The organism is Kitasatospora sp. RG8, from assembly GCF_017813315.1.
Classification (GTDB): Bacteria; Actinomycetota; Actinomycetes; order Streptomycetales; family Streptomycetaceae; genus Kitasatospora.
Genome location: NZ_JAGIYX010000016.1, coordinates 1 through 18,001 on the forward strand (window position 1 = coordinate 1; position 18,001 = coordinate 18,001).

Annotated in this window: 17 protein-coding genes and 1 pseudogene; 14 read left to right on the forward strand and 4 right to left on the reverse strand. The window is 73.9% G+C overall.

The genetic code is table 11. The features are described 5' to 3' along the window. Positions 1-327 (reverse strand): annotated as a pseudogene (locus J5Y04_RS22865) (hypothetical protein); the annotation flags it as partial. Between the two features lie 28 nt (positions 328-355). On the opposite strand from J5Y04_RS22865, the gene J5Y04_RS22870 reads away from it, so the two are divergent. The 9 genes from J5Y04_RS22870 (at position 356) to htpX (ending at position 9,692) form a co-directional block, all read left to right on the forward strand. Then, a complete protein-coding gene (locus tag J5Y04_RS22870) occupies positions 356-625 on the forward strand; it encodes a hypothetical protein (RefSeq protein WP_209413969.1) in 270 nt (89 codons plus the stop codon). Between the two features lie 2 nt (positions 626-627). Further along, positions 628-1,581: an NADH-quinone oxidoreductase subunit NuoH gene (gene nuoH, locus J5Y04_RS22875; RefSeq protein ID WP_245205259.1), complete on the forward strand. Its 954-nt coding sequence runs from the start codon at positions 628-630 to the stop codon at positions 1,579-1,581. Beyond that, positions 1,578-2,141, forward strand: coding sequence for an NADH-quinone oxidoreductase subunit I (locus tag J5Y04_RS22880; RefSeq protein ID WP_148644308.1), 564 nt, complete (start codon positions 1,578-1,580; stop codon positions 2,139-2,141). Before nuoH ends, J5Y04_RS22880 begins: the two co-directional genes overlap by 4 nt. After that, positions 2,138-2,845, forward strand: a complete 708-nt coding sequence (locus J5Y04_RS22885) for an NADH-quinone oxidoreductase subunit J (protein WP_307853250.1) — start codon at positions 2,138-2,140, stop codon at positions 2,843-2,845. Before J5Y04_RS22880 ends, J5Y04_RS22885 begins: the two co-directional genes overlap by 4 nt. Continuing rightward, positions 2,845-3,216: an NADH-quinone oxidoreductase subunit NuoK gene (nuoK, locus tag J5Y04_RS22890; protein WP_209413971.1), complete on the forward strand. Its 372-nt coding sequence runs from the start codon at positions 2,845-2,847 to the stop codon at positions 3,214-3,216. Before J5Y04_RS22885 ends, nuoK begins: the two co-directional genes overlap by 1 nt. After that, positions 3,213-5,273, forward strand: a complete 2,061-nt coding sequence (locus tag J5Y04_RS22895; protein WP_209413972.1) for an NADH-quinone oxidoreductase subunit L — start codon at positions 3,213-3,215, stop codon at positions 5,271-5,273. The genes nuoK and J5Y04_RS22895 overlap by 4 nt, the downstream gene beginning before the upstream one ends. 129 nt (positions 5,274-5,402) lie before the next feature. Then, a complete protein-coding gene (locus J5Y04_RS22900) occupies positions 5,403-6,983 on the forward strand; it encodes a NuoM family protein (protein ID WP_209413973.1) in 1,581 nt (526 codons plus the stop codon). 2 nt (positions 6,984-6,985) lie between these two features. Beyond that, on the forward strand, positions 6,986-8,644 hold the full coding sequence (locus J5Y04_RS22905; protein ID WP_209413974.1) for an NADH-quinone oxidoreductase subunit N: 1,659 nt from the start codon (positions 6,986-6,988) through the stop codon (positions 8,642-8,644). A 184-nt stretch (positions 8,645-8,828) separates the two neighbouring features. Then, positions 8,829-9,692: a zinc metalloprotease HtpX gene (gene htpX / locus J5Y04_RS22910; protein ID WP_209413975.1), complete on the forward strand. Its 864-nt coding sequence runs from the start codon at positions 8,829-8,831 to the stop codon at positions 9,690-9,692. 23 nt (positions 9,693-9,715) lie between these two features. Here htpX and J5Y04_RS22915 read toward each other — a convergent pair whose 3' ends face one another. Then, the gene (locus J5Y04_RS22915; protein ID WP_209413976.1) at positions 9,716-11,176 is read right to left on the reverse strand and encodes a PLP-dependent aminotransferase family protein; all 1,461 of its coding nucleotides are present in this window, start codon (positions 11,174-11,176) and stop codon (positions 9,716-9,718) included. Here J5Y04_RS22915 and J5Y04_RS22920 point away from each other — a divergent pair. Further along, on the forward strand, positions 11,175-12,155 hold the full coding sequence (locus J5Y04_RS22920) for a DMT family transporter (protein ID WP_209413977.1): 981 nt from the start codon (positions 11,175-11,177) through the stop codon (positions 12,153-12,155). The genes J5Y04_RS22915 and J5Y04_RS22920 overlap by 2 nt on opposite strands. Before the next feature lie 120 nt (positions 12,156-12,275). On the opposite strand, the gene J5Y04_RS22925 is transcribed toward J5Y04_RS22920, so the two are convergent. Beyond that, a complete protein-coding gene (locus J5Y04_RS22925; RefSeq protein WP_245205252.1) occupies positions 12,276-12,743 on the reverse strand; it encodes a hypothetical protein in 468 nt (155 codons plus the stop codon). 344 nt (positions 12,744-13,087) lie between these two features. Between J5Y04_RS22925 and ctaD the strand changes: the two genes are divergently transcribed. The 4 genes from ctaD (at position 13,088) to J5Y04_RS22945 (ending at position 16,891) form a co-directional block, all read left to right on the forward strand. Then, on the forward strand, positions 13,088-14,746 hold the full coding sequence (gene ctaD / locus J5Y04_RS22930) for a cytochrome c oxidase subunit I (RefSeq protein WP_245205261.1): 1,659 nt from the start codon (positions 13,088-13,090) through the stop codon (positions 14,744-14,746). A 144-nt stretch (positions 14,747-14,890) separates the two neighbouring features. Further along, entirely contained in the window at positions 14,891-15,388 is a 498-nt protein-coding gene (locus J5Y04_RS22935) for a BlaI/MecI/CopY family transcriptional regulator (RefSeq protein WP_209413978.1), read from the forward strand. Between the two features lie 3 nt (positions 15,389-15,391). Then, on the forward strand, positions 15,392-16,387 hold the full coding sequence (locus J5Y04_RS22940; protein ID WP_209413979.1) for a M56 family metallopeptidase: 996 nt from the start codon (positions 15,392-15,394) through the stop codon (positions 16,385-16,387). Positions 16,388-16,489: 102 nt separating this feature from the next. Then, positions 16,490-16,891, forward strand: a complete 402-nt coding sequence (locus J5Y04_RS22945) for a YccF domain-containing protein (RefSeq protein WP_209413980.1) — start codon at positions 16,490-16,492, stop codon at positions 16,889-16,891. A gap of 74 nt (positions 16,892-16,965) precedes the next feature. On the opposite strand, the gene J5Y04_RS22950 is transcribed toward J5Y04_RS22945, so the two are convergent. Continuing rightward, positions 16,966-17,976 (reverse strand): NADP-dependent oxidoreductase, encoded by a 1,011-nt coding sequence (locus J5Y04_RS22950; protein WP_209413981.1) that lies wholly within the window; start codon positions 17,974-17,976, stop codon positions 16,966-16,968. Positions 17,977-18,001: the final 25 nt, after the last annotated feature.

An 18,001-nucleotide genomic window follows, 5' to 3' on the forward strand; every position in this document is an offset into this window, starting at 1 on the left:
GGGCGCGGCGCGGACGCCCCGGGCGGCCGCGGGTGCCGGCGCTGCGGCTGGGGCTGGGGCTGGGGCCGAGGGCGGGCCCGCGGTGCGGGCCGACCGGCCGCGGCGGACCAGGACGGTCGGCGACGGTTCGGTCAGCCAGGCGGCGGAGCCCGCCGCGGGTGCCGACGGTACGGCGGAGAGCACGGCGCCGCCGGTGCGGGCCGACCGGCCGCGGCGGACCAGGTCGGTGTCGGAGGGCTCGGCGAGCCAGCCGCCGGTGAGTGCCGCGGCTAGTGCCGCTGAGGGCGCCGCTGCGGGCGTCGCCGACGGTGCCGCGGCGAGTGCCACCGGGAGTGCCGCCGAGGGAGCCGCCCCGGTGCAGCCCGAGCGGCCGGCCCGGACGCGGTCCGCGGACGCGCCCTGGCACAACCCCGTACCCGCGCACGACGAGCCCGGGCAGAACAACGTGAAGGACGCGGACGACGCGAAGGGCGCGACCGATGCGCCGAGCGTGAAGGACGCGGACGACGCGAAGGGCGCGACCGATGCGCCGAGCGTGAAGGACGCGAGCGACGCGAAGGGCGCGAACGACGCGCAGGGCGAGACGTCGGCCGATCCGGCCGGCCAGGACGGAGACAGTGCGTGAACCTGCTCGACACGTTGCTGCGCTGCGTCGGCGCGCTCGTCGTCTTCCTCAGCTTCCCCCTGGTCATCGGCCAGACCGAGCACAAGGTGATGGCGCACATGCAGGGCCGGCTCGGCCCGATGTACGCCGGTGGCTTCCACGGCTGGGCGCAGCTGGTCGCCGACGGTGTGAAGTTCGCGCAGAAGGAGGACATCGTCCCGGCCGGCGCCGACCGGCGGATCTTCCAGCTGGCACCCGCCGTCTCGCTGCTGCCGTACCTGTTCGTGCTGCTCGCGATCCCGGTCGGCCCGGACGGCCTCGTCGGCCAGGCGATCGACGCCGGCCTGTTCTTCGTGCTCGCCGTGATGGGCATCGGCGTGATCGGCAAGCTGATGGCCGGCTGGGCCTCGGCGAACAAGTTCTCGCTGCTCGGCGGTCTGCGGACGGCTGCGCAGCTGATGTCGTACGAGCTGCCGATGGTGCTCGCCGCCGCCTCGGTGGCGATGGCCGCCGGGACGCTCTCGCTGCCCGGGATCGTGGACGCCTGGCAGTGGTACTGGATCCCGTGGCAGATCATCGGCGCGTTCGTCTTCTTCACGGCCGGGCTGGCCGAGCTGCAGCGTCCGCCGTTCGACATGCCGGTGGCCGACTCCGAGATCATCTTCGGTGCGTACACCGAGTACACCGGCCTGCGCTTCGCGTTCTTCCTGCTCTCCGAGTACGCGGGCATCCTGGTGGTGTCCGGACTGACCGCGGTGCTCTTCCTGGGCGGCTGGCACGGACCGCTGCCGGACCAGCTCGGCTGGCTCTGGACCGTCCTGAAGACCTTCGCGCTGGCCTTCGTGGTGATCTGGCTGCGGGTCACCTACCCGCGGCTGCGCGAGGACCAGCTGATGCGCTTCGCGTGGACCGTGCTGATCCCGCTCGCCCTCGTCCAGCTCGCCCTCACCGGCATCATCAAGGTGGCGATCTCATGAGTTTTCCAGGTGCCGGCCTGGCCAAGGGCCTGGCCGTGACGCTGCGGACGATGACGAGGAAGAGCATCACCGCGCAGTACCCCGACGTGCAGCCGGTGCTGCCGCCGCGTTCGCGCGGGGTCATCGCGCTGCTGGAGGAGAACTGCACGGTCTGCATGCTCTGCGCCCGTGAGTGCCCGGACTGGTGCATCTACATCGACTCCCACAAGGAGACGCTGCCGGCCGCCGACCCGAACGCCCGCGCCCGCACCCGCAACGTGCTGGACCGGTTCGCCATCGACTTCTCGCTCTGCATGTACTGCGGGATCTGCATCGAGGTGTGCCCGTTCGACGCGCTGTTCTGGTCGCCGGAGTTCGAGTACGCGGAGACGGACATCCTGGAGCTGACCCACGAGCGGGAGAAGCTCCGCGAGTGGATGTGGACCGTCCCGGCGCCGCCGGCGCTGGACCCGGCGGCCGAGGAGCCCAAGGAGATCGCCACCGCGCGCAAGGCGGCGGACAAGCTGGCGGCCGCCGCGGCCGCCGCCCTGGAGACGCCCGAGGGGGGTGAGCCGGAGTGAGTTCCGCGACCCTGCTGGCCGCGACCGGTTCCCTGGAGCCGGCCGCGCGCTCCTTCCTCTCCCCGACCGGGGTCGAGATCGTCTTCCTGCTGGTCGGCATCGTCGTGCTCGGCTCGGCCGTCGTCGCCGTGACGACGAAGCAGCTGGTGCACGCCGCGCTCTGGCTGGTGGCCGCGCTCGGCGGGCTGGCGGTGGAGTTCCTGCTGCTCACCGCCGAGTTCATCGCCTGGGTGCAGGTGCTGATCTACCTGGGCTCGGTGGTCGTGCTGGTGCTGTTCGGGCTGATGCTCACCAAGGCGCCGATCGGGCGCTCGCCGGACGCCGACTCGAAGAACCGCTGGGTCGCCCTGGCGGTGGCGCTGGCCTCGGCCGGCACGCTGGTGACGCTGGTCGTGGACGCCTTCCGGACCTCCTGGATCGACCTCGGCGCGGGTGGCGGCTCGGCGGCCGTGACCGGCGCCAGCCTGTTCCGCACCTGGGTGCTGCCCTTCGAGGCGCTCTCGGTGCTGCTGCTGGCCGCGCTGGTCGGCGCGATCGTGCTGTCGCGCGGGTCCGGGCGGCGGGTGCCGACGCCCCGGGCCGGGCGGATCCGGGCCGGCAAGCCGGTCGGCTCCAACGGCACGGTCGCCGCGACGGTGCCGAAGCCGTCGGCCGCCGCCTCGCCGGACCAGGCGGCCCCGACGACCTCGCCGGAGGAGAGCTGATGCACCTCGCCTACCCCGTCGTGCTCGCCTCGCTGCTGTTCAGCGTGGGCGTCTACGGCGTGCTCGCCCGGCGCAACATCATCCTGGTGCTGATGTCCGTCGAGCTGATGCTCAACGCCGTCAACCTCAACCTCGTCGCCTTCGACGCCTGGCTGCGGGACTCCCTGCACGCCGGCCAGGCGCTCACCCTGTTCACCATCACCATCGCCGCCGCCGAGATCGGTCTCGGGCTCGCGATCGTCCTGCTGCTGTTCCGGGCCCGGGGCACCGCGGACGTGGACCGGGTCACCGCGCTCGGTGACCCGTCCGAGTCCGTCGCCGAGGAGGCGCCGGCCGGAGCCGAGGCGCTGAAGGGCCAGGCCGCCGCATGAACCTCGCCCTGCCCGTCCTCGTCCCCGTGCTGCCCGCGCTCGGTGCGGCCGCCACCCTGGCCACCGGCCGGAAGGTGCCCGGCCTGGCCCGGCCGCTGGCGATCGTGCCGGTCGCCGTCTCGGCCGTGCTCGCCCTGGTCGTCGCGCTCCAGCTGGGCACCGGCCAGACGCTGGAGGCCGCCACCCGGCTCGCCCCGACCGGCGGCCCCGGCATCTCGATCTCGATCTACCTGGACGGCTACAGCTCGCTGATCTCCGTGCTGGTCGGCCTGGTCGCCACCTGCGTGCAGGTCTACTCGACCGCCTACCTCAAGGACGACCCGCGCTACCCGTCCTACGCGGCGCTGGTCTCGCTGTTCACGGCGGCGATGTTCCTGGTCGTCTACTCGGGCGACCTGATCGTGCTGCTGGTCGGCTGGGAGGTCATGGGCATCTGCTCGTACTTCCTGATCGGCCACCACTGGGAGACCGCCGACGCCCGCTCGGCCTCGCTGAAGGCCTTCCTGGTCACCAAGCTCGGCGACGTGCCGTTCCTGTTCGGCATCTTCCTGCTCGGCGCCGACGCCGGCAGCTTCCGGATCACGGACGTGCTGGCGGCCGCGGCCGACGGGCGCCTCACGCACCCGACGCTGACCGCGCTGCTGCTGCTCGGCGGCGTGGCCGGCAAGAGCGCGCAGTTCCCGCTGCACACCTGGCTCCCGGACGCGATGGCCGGCCCGACGCCGGTCTCCGCGCTGATCCACGCCGCCACCATGGTCGCGGCCGGCATCTACCTGGTCGCCCGGCTGCTGCCGGTCTTCCTGCTCTCCGGCGCGGCTCTGGTGGTGCTGGCGGTGATGGCCGCCGTGACGATGATCGGCTCGGCGCTCTGCGCGCTCGCCCAGGACGACCTGAAACGGGTCCTCGCCTACTCGACCGTCGGCCAGCTCGGCTACATGGCCGGCGCGCTGGCCAGCGGCGACCGCGAGGCCTCGGTCTTCCACCTGGTCAGCCATGGTGCGTTCAAGGCGCTGCTGTTCCTCGCCGCCGGTGTGGTGATCCACGCCGCCCACACCAACTCGATCTCCGCGATGTCCCGGATGCCCGGGCTGCGGGGGCGCGTCCCGGACGCCTACTGGACGATGGGCATCGCGCTCGTCGCCCTGATCGGGCTGCCGCCGTTCTCGGGCTTCTTCAGCAAGGAGGCGGTGCTGACCGCCGCCGAGCACGCGGCCCACGGCGAGGCGCTGACCAACGGTGTCGGCCCGGCCTCGGCCGTCCCGCAGGCGGCCGGCTGGATCGTGCTGATCTCGGCCGGGCTGACCGCACTGCTCACGGCGGCGTACGCGACCCGGCTGTTCCTCGTCGCGTTCCACAGCCCCGCCGTCGCCCCGGCCGCGGGTGCCGCCCCGGCCGCCGGCGCCGCCGTCGCCGCGGAGCCGCTGGACCACGAGGCCGACGCGCCGTACTCGCCCGAGGTGGACGAGGCCGACCCGGCCACCGCCGAGCCGCCCGCGATGCGCTGGCCGCTCTGGGTGCTGGCGATCCCGACCATGGGCTTCGGCGTCGCGAGCCTGCGCACCGACTGGCTCCCCGAGCTGCTGGACGGCGGCTCGCTGCGGCCCTCGGCCGTGACCGCCGTGATCGGCTCCGGCCTCGCCCTGATCGGCATGCTGCTCGCCTACGGCGCCTGGCGCTCCGCCACCGCGCGGCTCGCCTCCGGCCGGCCCGCCGCCGCGCCGGAGGGCCGGGTCCCCGAGCAGGCCGGAGCCCCGGCCGCCGAGGTGATCGTCGCCGACCCCGGGCGCACCCTGCTCGGCCCGCTGTTCGGCCCGGCCCGGCACGGCTTCGGCGTCGACCGGCTCTACAGCGCGCTTTTCGTCCGCCCGGTGGCCGCCGCCGCGCAACTGGTGCGCTTCCTCGACCGCGAGGTCGTGGAGACGTACGTGCGCGGCAGCGGGGTCGGCGCCAACCTGCTCGGCCGGGCCGTCCGGCTCGCGCAGACCGGCAACGCGCAGACCTACCTCAGCGCGCTGCTGGCCGGCGTCGTCCTGCTGGCCGTCCTGGTGGCGGTGTAGCCGGATGCCGCACCCCGTTCCCCCGTTCCAGCCGGTGACCCGGGCCGTGTCCCGGGCAGCGGCCCAACCGGTGACCCGGCCGGTGACCCTGACCGCGACCGAGCCGACCGCAGTCCGTAGGAGCCCCCGATGAACGCAGTCCTCATCGCCCTCCTGGTGCTGCCGCTGGCCGGCGCCGCCCTGACCCTGGCGCCGGTGTTCGGCACCGACCCGGCCGCCGCCGACCGGCGCGCGCTGCGGCTGAACAGCGTCGTCACCGGCGTCGTGCTCCTGCTGACCGTCGTCCTGGCGGCCGGCTTCGACCACGACGAACCCGGCCGGATGCAGGCCACCACGGACGTGTCCTGGATCCCGGCCATCGGCGTGCGGTTCCACCTCGGCGTGGACGGGATCTCGCTCCCGCTGATCGTGCTGACCTCGCTGCTCACCTTCCTCTGCGCGCTGTACTCGGAGAAGCGGCTGCCGACCGGGGAGGCCCGCGGCGGAGCAGGGGACGGGAACCGCCCGTCGGCCCGGGCGTTCACCGGGCTGTTCCTCCTCCTCGAAGTCGGCATGCTCGCCACCTTCGCGGTGCTGGACCTCCTGCTCTTCTTCCTGGCCTTCGAGATCGTGCTGATCCCGATGTACTTCCTGATCGCCCGATGGGGCAGCGGGGCGAAGGTGCCGGCCGCCAACCGGTTCATCCTGTACACGCTGCTCGGCTCGGCCGTGATGCTGCTCGGCTTCCTGCTGGTGGGCGGCAAGACCGGCACCTTCGACATGCAGGCCCTGGCCGCCGCGCACGGCAACGGCCTGAGCCACGGCACGCAGGTGACCGCCGCCCTGGCGATCATGGTCGGGCTCGCGGTCAAGGCCCCCGCCTGGCCGCTGCACAGCTGGCTCCCGGACGCGCACACGGCGGCCCCGACGGTCGGCTCCGTGCTGCTCGCCGGCGTGCTGCTGAAGATGGGCACGTACGGTCTGGTCCGCGTCCTCCTCCCGGTCGTCCCCGACGGCACCGCGACGCTCGCCCCCTACCTGGGGGCGTTCGCCGCCGTCGGCATCGTCTACGGCTCGCTGGCCTGTCTCGCACTGGCCCGGCCGGGGGCGAAGGGCGACCTCAAGCGCCTGATCGCGTACTCGTCCGTCGGCCACATGGGCTTCGTCCTGCTGGGCATCGCCTCCCTCACCCAGGTGGGCGTGAACGGCGCGCTGTTCGCCAACATCGCGCACGGTCTGATCACCGGCCTGCTGTTCTTCGTCGTGGGCGCGCTCAAGGACCGTTACGGCACGGCGGACCTCGACACCCTCGCGGGCACCACCGGCGCGGCCCTCTACGGACGGGCACCGCGGATCGGCGCGCTGCTCGCCTTCGCCGCCGTCGCCAGCCTCGGGCTGCCGGGGCTGGCCGGATTCTGGGGCGAGCTGCTCGCGATGTTCGGCGCGTTCGACCCGGCCGAGGGCCTCTCGCGCCCCGCGTTCGTCACCTACATGGTCCTGGCCGGCCTGGGCACCCTCCTCACCGCCGCGTACCTGCTGATCGTGGTCAAGCGCGTCTGCATGGGCGACCCGAAGCAGCCCGCCCTGGTGGAAGGGCCGGCCGACCTGCGCCCGTACGAGGCCGTCAGCTGGACGCCGCTGGCCGCCCTCACCCTGCTCGCCGGCCTCTGGCCCGCGCTCCTGCTCGGTCTCTCCGACCCCGCCGTCAAGCACCTCCTCGGGGGTGGCTGATCATGACCGGCACCACGCTCGGCGCCCAGCTCCTCAGCACGCGGCCCGGCACCGGCACCCTGCTCGGCGCCGCGACCGGCACCGCACTCGGACCTCACTCCACGGGGCAGCCCACTGTGACCTCCCTCGCCGTAGCCAACCCGGGCAGCCTGATCCAGTCCGTGGACTGGGTGGCGATCGCGCCCCCGCTGATCGCCGCCCTGGCCGCCCTCGCCGTGCTGGTCGCCGACCTCTTCCTGCCCGCGCGCCACAAGAAGCTGCTCGGCGGCATCACCGCGGCCGGACTCGCCCTCGCGCTCATCGCACTCCTCCCGCTCACCGGGGGATCACCCCGGGCGACCTTCTGTGCGCAGAACGTAACAGGGGTCACTGACAACGCGGGCTGCTCGTACGTCGCCGACCACTTCGCCCTGGTCTTCCAGCTGCTCGCGCTCGGCGGCGCGCTGATCGCCGCGCTGCTCTCGGTGCACACCGTGGACGAGGAGCGGCTCCCCGGTGGCGAGTACTGGTTCCTGCTGCTCTCCAGCGCCACCGGCGCCGCCCTGCTGCCCGCCTCCCGCGACCTCGCCACCCTGGTGATCGCCCTGGAGGTGGCCTCGCTGCCGGCCTTCGCGCTCGTCGCGCTGCGCCGGGACGGCCGCGGCGCCGAGGCCGCGCTGAAGTTCTTCCTCACCTCCGTCACCGCGACCGCCGTCATGCTGCTCGGCGTCGGCTTCGTCTACGCCGCGAGCGGCAGCCTGCACCTGGGCGCCGTCGCAGGCGGGCTGGAGCACGCCCCCGCGCAGCTGAAGCCGCTGGCCGAGGCCGGCGCGGTGCTGACCATGGTCGGTTTCGCCTTCAAGGTCGCCGCCGTCCCGTTCCACTTCTGGGTGCCAGACACCTACACCGGCGCCCCGCTGCCGGTGGCCGGCTACCTGTCGGTGGTCGGGAAGGCGGCGGGCCTGTCCGGCCTGGCACTGGTCACCACGATCGCCTTCCGCCCGTACGCGCACACCTGGGGCCTGGTGCTCGCGGTGCTGGCCGCGGTCACCATGACGGCCGGCAACGTCGGCGCGCTGCGGCAGCGGTTCGACACCCGGTACAGCGCGGTGCGGCTGCTCGCCTGGTCCTCCGTCGGCCAGGCCGGCTACCTGCTGGTGCCGCTCGCCGCCGCCGGGTACGCGCCGACCGGCACCGACCCGCTCGGCGCCACCGCCGCGTACGCGCTGATCTACGGCGTGGTGAACCTCGGCGCGTTCGGCGTGGTCGCGGCGGTCGGCCGCCGGGCCGGGGCCAGCGTGGACGACTTCCGCGGCCTGTTCGCCCGGCGTCGCTGGACCGCCCTGGCGCTGGCGTTCTTCCTGCTCTGCCTGGCCGGGCTGCCGCCCGGCGTGATCGGCCTGTTCGGCAAGGTGGTGGTGTTCCGCGCCGCCGTCGACTCCGGACTGGGCTGGCTGGCCGTCGTCATGGCCGTCAACGTGGTCGTCGCGCTGTACTACTACCTGCTCTGGACGGCGCGGCTCTTCGCCCCGGCGGAGCCGGCGGGGACGGCCGGCGCCGTGACCGAGCGCCGGCTGCCCGCCTCGCTCGCCGCCACCCTGGGCCTCACCGCCTCGGCCGCCGTGGTGCTCTCGGTGGCCCCGCAGCTGGTCCTCCAGGTGGTGGGCGGCACCCTCTTCTGAGGCCGGCCGGGCCCCGCGGGCCGGGGCCGGACGGGCGCGCGGCCGCGCCCGACCCGGGCCGGGCGGGGACGCCGCACGGGTGTCACGGTGCTCACAAGGGAACAAGGCCGACGGCCCCGCCCGTTGTCGGGGCAGAGGGACGAGGCAGCGAGGGCTTCCCCACCGCACCATTGGAGGGCCTGCCGTGCACCGCCGGCACAACGGACTGAGGACCGCCGCACTGCTCGGCGGTCTCTCGGCGCTGATCCTGGTGATCGGCGGCTTCTTCGGCCGCACCGGGTTCGTGGTGGCCCTGGTGGTCGCCCTCGGGACCAACGCCTACGCGTACTGGAACAGCGACAAGCTGGCCCTGCGCGCCATGCGGGCCAGGCCGGTCAGCGAGATCGAGGCGCCGCGGCTGTACCGGATCGTCCGGGAGCTCTCCACCTCCGCCCGCCAGCCGATGCCCCGCCTCTACATCTCGCCCACCCCGGCCCCGAACGCCTTCGCCACCGGCCGCAACCCGCGCAACGCGGCGGTCTGCTGCACCGACGGCATCCTGCAACTGCTGGACGAGCGGGAGCTGCGGGGTGTGCTCGGGCACGAGCTGAGCCACGTCTACAACCGCGACATCCTGATCTCCTCGGTCGCCGGGGCGCTGGCCTCGGTGGTGATGTTCCTGGTGAACTTCGCCTGGCTGATCCCGTTCGGCCGCAGTGAGGACGACGACGGGCCGGGGCTGTTCGGGATGCTCGCGATCATGATCCTCGGGCCGCTGGCCGCCTCGCTGATCCAGCTGGCCGTCAGCCGCTCCCGCGAGTACGAGGCCGACGCCGACGGCGCCCGGATCACCGGTGACCCGCTCGCCCTGGCGAGCGCCCTGCGCAAGCTGGACGCCGGGACGCGCCGGCTGCCGCTGCCGCCGGAGCCGCAGCTCCAGACGGCCAGCCACATGATGATCGCCAGCCCGTTCCGGCCGGGCGAGGCGGGGGCGAAGCTGTTCTCGACCCACCCGCCGATGGCGGAGCGGATCGCCCGCCTGGAGCGGATGGCCGGCTACCGCGTCTGAGGCCGGGCCGACCCGCCCCGGGGTCAGCCGGTCAGCTCCTCGTACGCCCGCCGCAGCCGGTGGACGCCCTCGACGGCGTGCGCGGCGCTGTCCACGGCGGCGTAGCTCAGCCGGAGGTTCGCGGCCGGCGGCTCGGCGGCGTAGTAGGGCTGGCCCGCGGTGACCAGGACGCCGGCGCGCAGGGCGGCGGCGGTGAGCACCCGGTCGTCGGTGCCGTCGGGCAGCCGCAGCCAGAGGTGGTAGCCGCCGGGCCGGTGCGGTCCGAGCAGGCCGGGGAGCTCGCGGCGCAGCGCGGCCACGGTGGCGATGCGGCGGTCCCGGAGTTCGGCGCCGAGGGTGCGCAGGTGACGGGCCCAGCCCGGGTCGGCGACCAGCTCCAGGGCGGCCTCCTGGAGCGGCCGGGGGACGAAGAAGCTGTCGACCACCTGGGTGGCCCGCAGCCGGTGCAGCGCCGGGCCGCGCGCGGTGAGCGCGCCGACCCGCAGGTTTGGCGAGGTGGCCTTGGTCAGCGAGCGCAGGTGCACCACCACCCCGTCCGGGTCGTCGGCGGCGAGCGGGCGGGGCAGCGCGGGGGAGTCGGCGTGCACCAGGCGGCGGGCGAAGTCGTCCTCGACGACGAAGGCGCCGGCGGTCCTGGCGATCCGCAGCACCTCGGTGCGGCGCTCGGGGGAGAGCACCGCGCCGGTCGGGTTCTGGAACACCGGCTGGCAGACGAAGAGCCGGGCCCGGGTGGCGTCGAGGGCCGCGGCCAGCAGGTCGGTGCGGACGCCGTCCTCGTCCACCGGGACCGGGACGACCCGCAGCCCGGCCGCGCGGGCGACGGCGAGGATGCCGGGGTAGGTCGGGGACTCCACCAGGACGGGGGCGCCCGGGGCGGCCAGGGAGCGCAGGGCGATGGTGAGGGCGCTCTGGCCGCCCGCGGTGACCAGGACGTCGCCCGCGCCGAGCGGCCCGCCGTTGCCGCCGATGTCGCGGGCGAACCAGCCGCGCAACTCGGTCAGGCCGTCCACCGGCGGCCGGTCCCAGGCGCCCGGGCGCCGTCCGGCCCGGGCGAGGGCGGCGGCCAGCAGCCGTTCGGGCAGCAGCGAGGCGTGCGGGTAGCCGCCGTTGAGGTCGACCACGTCGGGCGGCGGCACGTTCAGGGTGGCGAGCAGCGGTCCGGCGCCGACGTCGCGCTGGCCGGCGTCGGCGCTCAGCGCGACCTCCTGCCAGGAGAGGTCACCGGGTCGGGCCGGGGGCGGTGCGGCGGCCGGCGCGGCGCCGGTGCCCGCGAAGGCGGCGGCGCGGAAGACCCCGGCGCCCGGCCGCGAGACCACCAGGCCCTCGGCCGCCAGGACGGCGATCGCACGGGAGACCGTCACGGGACTCACCTGGTGACGCTCCACCAACGCCCGGCTCGACGGCAGCTTCCGTCCCTCTGGATAGCGCTCTACCTCACGGCGCAGTCTTTCGGCGAGATCGGCCACACTGCTACGCTCGTTCATGACGGATCAAGATAGCGCTATCCAGTCCACGGCGGTAGCACCGCAGCCGACCACGGCCCCCGGGGCTCCCGCGGCCGCCAGTTCCGCCAGTGCTCCCGGTGCCCCCGCGGCCGCCAGTGCCCCCGGTGTCTCCGGCACCGCCCTGGCCGCGCTCGGTGTCCTCTCCTTCTCGGTCAGCTTCCCCGCCACCGCCTGGGCCCTGACCGGCTTCGGCCCGTGGACGGCGACCGGGTTGCGCGGTGCGCTGGCCGGGGTGATCGCCGCGGTCTGCCTGGCGGCCGCCCGCGTCCCGCTGCCCGCGCGGCGGCACTGGCCCGGGTTGCTGGTGGTCGCGGCGGGCTGCGTGCTCGGGTTCCCGCTGCTCACCACGCTCGCGCTGCGGACCTCCTCGACGGCGCACTCCGCGGTCGTGATCGGCGTGCTGCCGCTGGCCACCGCCGCGTTCTCGGCGCTGCGCACCGGCCGCCGCCCGTCCCGCACCTTCTGGGGCGCGGCGCTCGCCGGGGCGGTGGCGGTTCTGGCCTTCACCCTGCTGCAGAGCCACGGGCGGCCGACCCTCGCCGACCTCTACCTGTTCGCGGCGCTGCTGGTCTGCGCGGCCGGGTACGCGGAGGGCGGGCGGATCTCGCGGGAGCTGCCGGGGTGGCAGGTGATCGCCTGGGCGGTGGTCGCGGCGCTCCCGGTCACCGTGCTCACCGTCGCGCTGGCGCTGCCGGCCGAGCCGGTCCAGCTGGGCGCGAAGGCGCTGGCCGGTCTGGCGTACACGGCGGCGGTCTCGCAGTTCGGCGGGTTCGTGCTCTGGTACCGGGGGATGGCGGCGATCGGGGTGCCGCGGGCGAGCCAGCTCCAGTTGGCGCAGCCGTTGCTGACGCTGGTCTGGTCGGTGCTGCTGCTGGGGGAGGACCTGCCGGCGGCCGCGCCGGTCACGGCGGTGGCGGTGCTCGTCTGCATCGTGGTCACCCAGCGCGCGCGTGACTGAGCCGGCCGGCGGATCGGCGGCCGGCTGCCGCTCGTGCTGCGCAACGGCGCGTGCCCGCCCCCCGGTCGGGGTGCGGGCACGGGCGGGGCGGCCGGCCGGTGGCGCCGGGGCCGTGGGGGGCTACCCGGTGGTGTCGGGGCGGTAGACGCAGAGCGCCCAGATGATGAGTACGTCCGCCGCGATCACCATGATCGACCAGAACGGGTAGTACGGCAGGTCGAGGAGGTTCTCCAGGGCGCTCAGCGCGGTGATGGCGATACCGGCCCAGCGGGCCCAGGCGGCCCCCTTGAGGAGGAACGCGCCGATCAGCGCGACGATCGCGCCGATGACCACGTGGGTCCAGCCCCACCCGGTGAGGTCGAAGCGGAAGACGTAGCGCGGCGTGCTGAGGAAGACGTCGTCGTCGGCGATCGCCATGACGCCGCGGAGGACCTCGAAGCATCCGTTGATCAGCATCAGGACACCGGCGAAGATCACCAGCCCGGGGGCCCAGTCGCTGAACTGGTTGACCGAGCTCGGCGGAGGTGGCGCGCCGGTGCCGGAACGCCAGGGCGGGGGCTGGTCGGGAGAGGGCGACGCGGTGCTCATGGACTCCTCCTAGGCCGCACGCCGGGCGGGCGGGGCGACCGCACCCGGGGATGCGACCGCACCGGAAGCCGAACGGGCGTACGGAAAGGCGTACGGAACTCGACCGTCCGCCCAAACCGCGGGGCGGGCAATCCGGCCGCACCTGTTCGGGTGACAGGCCCCGCGCGGCCGCCGGGGAGCGCGGCCGGTGCCTGGTAGTGGTGGGGCGACCACTGTCCGGGCCGGGGTCCGTCCGCCTCGGCGGGGCGCGCCGCAGCCCGGCCCGAACACGGAAGGCGCGCTGCGTGACTCTTCTGCCGAAGGACGTCGTGGAGCAGGCCCCGCACCCGTCGCGCACGCCCCGGTTGGCCCGCTGGCGTGCGGCCGCCCGCCGTCGGCGGGGACGAGCCCTGGTCGGCTGGCTCACCACCACCGACCACAAGCGGATCGGCACCCTCTACATCACCACCGCGTTCCTGTTCTTCCTGGTCGGCGGCCTGATGGCGATGGTCATGCGGGCCGAGCTGGCCCGGCCGGGGCTGCAACTGGTCAGCAACGAGGTGTTCAACCAGCTCTTCACCATGCACGGCACGATCATGCTGCTGATGTTCGCGACCCCGTTGTTCGCCGGCTTCGCCAACTGGATCATGCCGTTGCAGATCGGCGCGCCCGACGTGGCCTTCCCCCGGCTCAACGCGCTCGCCTACTGGCTCTACCTGTTCGGCTCGCTGATCGCCGTGTACGGCTTCCTCACCCCCGACGGCGCGGCCGACTTCGGCTGGTTCGCCTACGCGCCGCTGAACAGCGCCGAGCGGAGCCCCGGCCTCGGCGCCGACCTGTGGATCATGGGCCTGGCCTTCTCCGGCTTCGGCACCATCCTCGGCTCGGTCAACTTCATCACCACGATCATCTGCTTCCGCGCGCCCGGGATGACGCTGTTCCGGATGCCGATCTTCGTCTGGAACGTCCTGCTCACCGCGGTGCTGGTGCTGTTCGCGTTCCCGGTGCTGGCGGCCGCGCTGCTCTGCCTGGAGTCGGACCGCAAGTTCGGCTCGCACGTCTTCGACGCGGCCAACGGCGGTGCGATGCTCTGGCAGCACCTGTTCTGGTTCTTCGGGCACCCCGAGGTGTACATCATCGCGCTGCCGTTCTTCGGCATCGTCACCGAGATCATCCCGGTGTTCAGCCGGAAACCGGTCTTCGGCTACTCCGGCCTGATCGCCGCGACGGTCGCCATCACCGGTCTGTCGATCACGGTCTGGGCGCACCACATGTTCGTCACCGGGCAGGTGCTGCTGCCGTTCTTCTCGATCATGACGATGCTGATCGCGGTGCCGACCGGGGTGAAGTTCTTCAACTGGATCGGCACCATGTGGCAGGGCTCGCTGAGCTTCGAGACACCGATGCTGTGGACGGTCGGCTTCCTGGTCACCTTCCTGTTCGGCGGGTTGACGGGCGTTCTGCTGGCCGCGCCGCCGATCGACTTCCACGTCTCCGACTCGTACTTCGTCGTCGCGCACTTCCACTACGTGGTGTTCGGGACGGTGGTGTTCGCGATGTTCGCCGGATTCCACTTCTGGTGGCCCAAGTTCACCGGGCGGATGCTCGACGAGCGGCTCGGGCGGATCCACTTCTGGACGCTGTTCACCGGCTTCCACGCCACGTTCCTGGTGCAGCACTGGCTCGGCGCCGAGGGGATGCCGCGCCGGTACGCCGACTACCTGGCCTCGGACGGGTTCACCACGCTCAACACCGTCTCCACCATCGGCTCCTTCCTGCTGGGGATCTCCACGCTGCCGTTCCTCTACAACGTCTGGCGCACCGCCCGGTACGGCGAGAAGGTGACGGCGGACGACCCGTGGGGGTACGGCCGTTCGCTGGAGTGGGCCACCTCCTGCCCGCCGCCGCGGCACAACTTCGTCACCCTGCCGCGGATCCGGTCCGAATCCCCCGCCTTCGACCTGCACCACCCCGGGATCGCCGAGCTGGACCGGCAGCAGAACGCGCGCGAGCCGCTGGGCTGAGCGGGTGCTTCCGCCGCGGGCCGCACGCGGGCCCCGCCCGGGGCCCGCGGCGGGGCGGGGCCAGGCCCGCGCGTCGGGCCGCTCGTTAGGATGAGTGCGCGCCCCGCCGGCTGCGGGGCGCGGCATCCGGAGGGAGTGGCCGTCATGGCAGAGGAGAGGCACGCCCCGGCGGCCGGGGATCCGCGGGCCCGGCGGCGCGGCCAGGGCGAGCTGGAGGCGCAGGTGCTGGCCGTGCTCCAGCGGGCGCCGGGCCCGGCCACCGCGGGGTGGGTGCAGGAACGCCTGGACGGCGGCCTGGCGTACACCACGGTGATGACCATCCTGTCCCGGCTGCACGCCAAGAAGGCCGTCTCGCGGACCCGTTCGGGCCGCTCGTACCTGTGGCAGGCGGCCTCCGACGCGGCCGGGCTGGCCGCGCTGCGGATGCGCCGGATGCTCGACGGCGAGCCGGACCGGGACGCGGTGCTGGCCAGCTTCGTCACCGCGCTGCTGCCGCACGACGAGGAGCTGCTGCGGACGCTGCTGGACAGTGCGGCGCTGGACGGCCCCCTGGACGGCACTGCGGGCGGCGGCTCCCTGGACGGCGCGTCCGCGGTGGCCTTCACGCCCGCCGATCCGGCAGCGGCCGACCGTGAGAGCTGAGCCGTGGGCGTCTTCGTCTTCCTCCCGCTCGTCCTGCCGCTGACCGCGGTACCGATCGCCCGCCTCGCCGAGCAGCACCTGCACCCGCGCGGCGCGGCCAGGCTGCTGACCGTGATCGGCGCGGTGATGGCGGTGTGCAGTGCGGTCTGCCTGGGCCTGATCGGCGTGGTGGGCACCGCCCAGATCCCGGGCAACCCGCTGCCGGACAGCTGGTCCGACCCCGAGGTGCGGGCGGCGCTGCCGTACGACGAGACGGTCGGGACGGCGGCGATCTGCCTGCTGGCGGTGGTCGCGCTGGCCCTCCTGCGAACCGTCGTCCGCCACCTGCGGATCCGGGCCCGGGCCCGGCGGGCACTCGGCCGGGAGCTGCCCGCCACCGACCTCCCCGTCGTGGGTCTCCCCGGCACGGGCCTGTCCGGCTCCGGCCTGTCCGACGTCGCCCTGCTCCCCGACTCCGCCCCGTACGCCTACGCGCTGCCCGGGTCCGCCCGGCTGCCCGGGCGCGTCGTCGTCTCCACCGGCATGCTGGCCGGACTGCCCGAGGACGAACGTGCCGCCCTGCTCGCCCACGAGCGGGCCCATCTCGCGCACCGGCACCACCGCTATCTGCTGACCACTCAACTCGCGGGCTGCGTCAACCCGTTCCTGCGACCGTTGCAGCACGCGGTGGCCTACAGCGCCGAGCGCTGGGCCGACGAGGAGTCCGCCCAGGCCGTCGGCGACCGGCGGGTCACCGCCCGCGCCGTCGCCCGTGCCGCCCTCGCCTCCCACCGGGCGCCGGGCCCCGGATTCGCCGCCTTCGCGGCGCCCGGCCCCGTTCCCCGCCGTGTCGCCGCCCTGCTCGGCCCGGTCCCGGCCGCCCGGAGCTGGCCCCCGGCGCACTCCCCGGCGGGCCTGGCCGCCATGGTCGCCGCCGTCGGCACCGCGGCGTCGGCGCTCTGCGCGCTCAATGCGGCGGTGGCGCTGCTGCTGGTGCTGAAGGCGGTCACCCCGCTGTAGCGCGGGCCCCGGCGTCGGGGTGGGCTCCGCCGCGTAGACACGCCCGCCTACGGGGATGATCGGTCATAGGTGCCGACCGCGCGCCGTGAGAGGGTGCCCATCATGAGGGTGATCGACTTCGTCCTGAACGTCATCTGGCTGATTTTCTGCGGCATCTGGATGGCGATCGGCTATGCCATCGCAGGAATCATCTGTTTCATTCTGATCGTCACAATTCCCTTTGGCATCGCCTCGTTCCGCATTGCCGGCTTCGTCATCTGGCCGTTCGGGCGGACGACGGTGGAGAACCCGGATGCCGGGGCGCCGTCGTGCGTGGGGAACGTGATCTGGCTGGTGTTCGCCGGCTGGTGGCTGGCGCTGATGCACCTGCTGACCAGCATCCCGCTGTTCATCTCGATCATCGGGATCCCGTTCGGGTGGGCCAACCTGAAGATGATCCCGATCTCGCTGATGCCGCTCGGGCGTGAGGTCGTGTCGACGGACGAGAAGTTCGGCGGGCGCTGAGGGCGACGAGGGCCACGGGGCCGTGGGGGCGCGAGGGCGGCGGGCGCCGGCGGGGCGCCGAGGTCGCTGAGCCGTCAGGGGGCGTCGGTGAGCTGGACGATCATCTTGCCGGTGTTGGCGCCACCGAGCACGCCGAGGAAGGCGTCCACCACGTTCTCGAAGCCGCGGACGACGGTCTCGTCGGGGACGACGGCGCCCGAGCGCAGGTGCGGGACGAGGAAGTCGTAGAGCTCGGGGCGGGCGTCCAGGTGGTTGCGGACCAGGAAGCCCTCCAGGCGCAGGCTCTTGCCGACGACGTCGTACAGGTTGCGCGGCGCGGCGGGCGGGTCCTGGAGGTGGTCGTACTGGGCGACGGCGCCGCACCAGGCGATCCGGCCGTGGTCGCGCAGGGCGGTGATCGCGCCTTCGAGGTGGTCGCCGCCGACGTTGTCGAAGTAGACGTCGAGGCCGCCGGGCGCGGCCTCGCGGAGCCGGTCGGCGATCGGGCCGTCGCGGTAGTCGAAGGCGGCGTCGAAGCCGAGCTCCTCGGTGAGGTGCTTCACCTTGGCGGCGGAACCGGCGCTGCCGACGATCCGGCCGGCGCCGAGCAGCCGGGCGAGCCGGCCCGCGGCGGTGCCGACGCCGCCGGCGGCCGCCGAGACGAAGACCGTCTCGCCGGGCTGGAGGCGGGCGACCCTGGTCAGGCCGACCCAGGCGGAGAGGCCGGTGCCGCCGAGGATGCCCAGGTGGGCGCTGAGCGGGACGCCGGCGAAGTCGGGCACGATCCAGGCGTCGGCGGCGCCGACCACCGAGTGGGTGCGCCAGGCCCGGCGGTGGTGGACGAGCGAGCCGACCGGCAGCGCCGGGGTGCGGGACTCGACGACGCGGCCGAGCGTCCGGCCCTCCAGCGGGGCGTTGAGCTCCCAGCCGCCCTCGTTCATCTCCTCGCGCATGTACGGGTCGACGGACTGGTAGATGTTCTCGACCAGCGCCTGACCCTCGGTGAGCGCGGGGACGGTCTCTTCGACGAAGGCGAAGTCGGCGGCGGTGGCGGGGCCGGACGGACGGGAGACCTGGTGGACGGCGAGGGCGGTGGGGCGGGACATGGGCGGGCTCCAGTGTGCGGTGTGA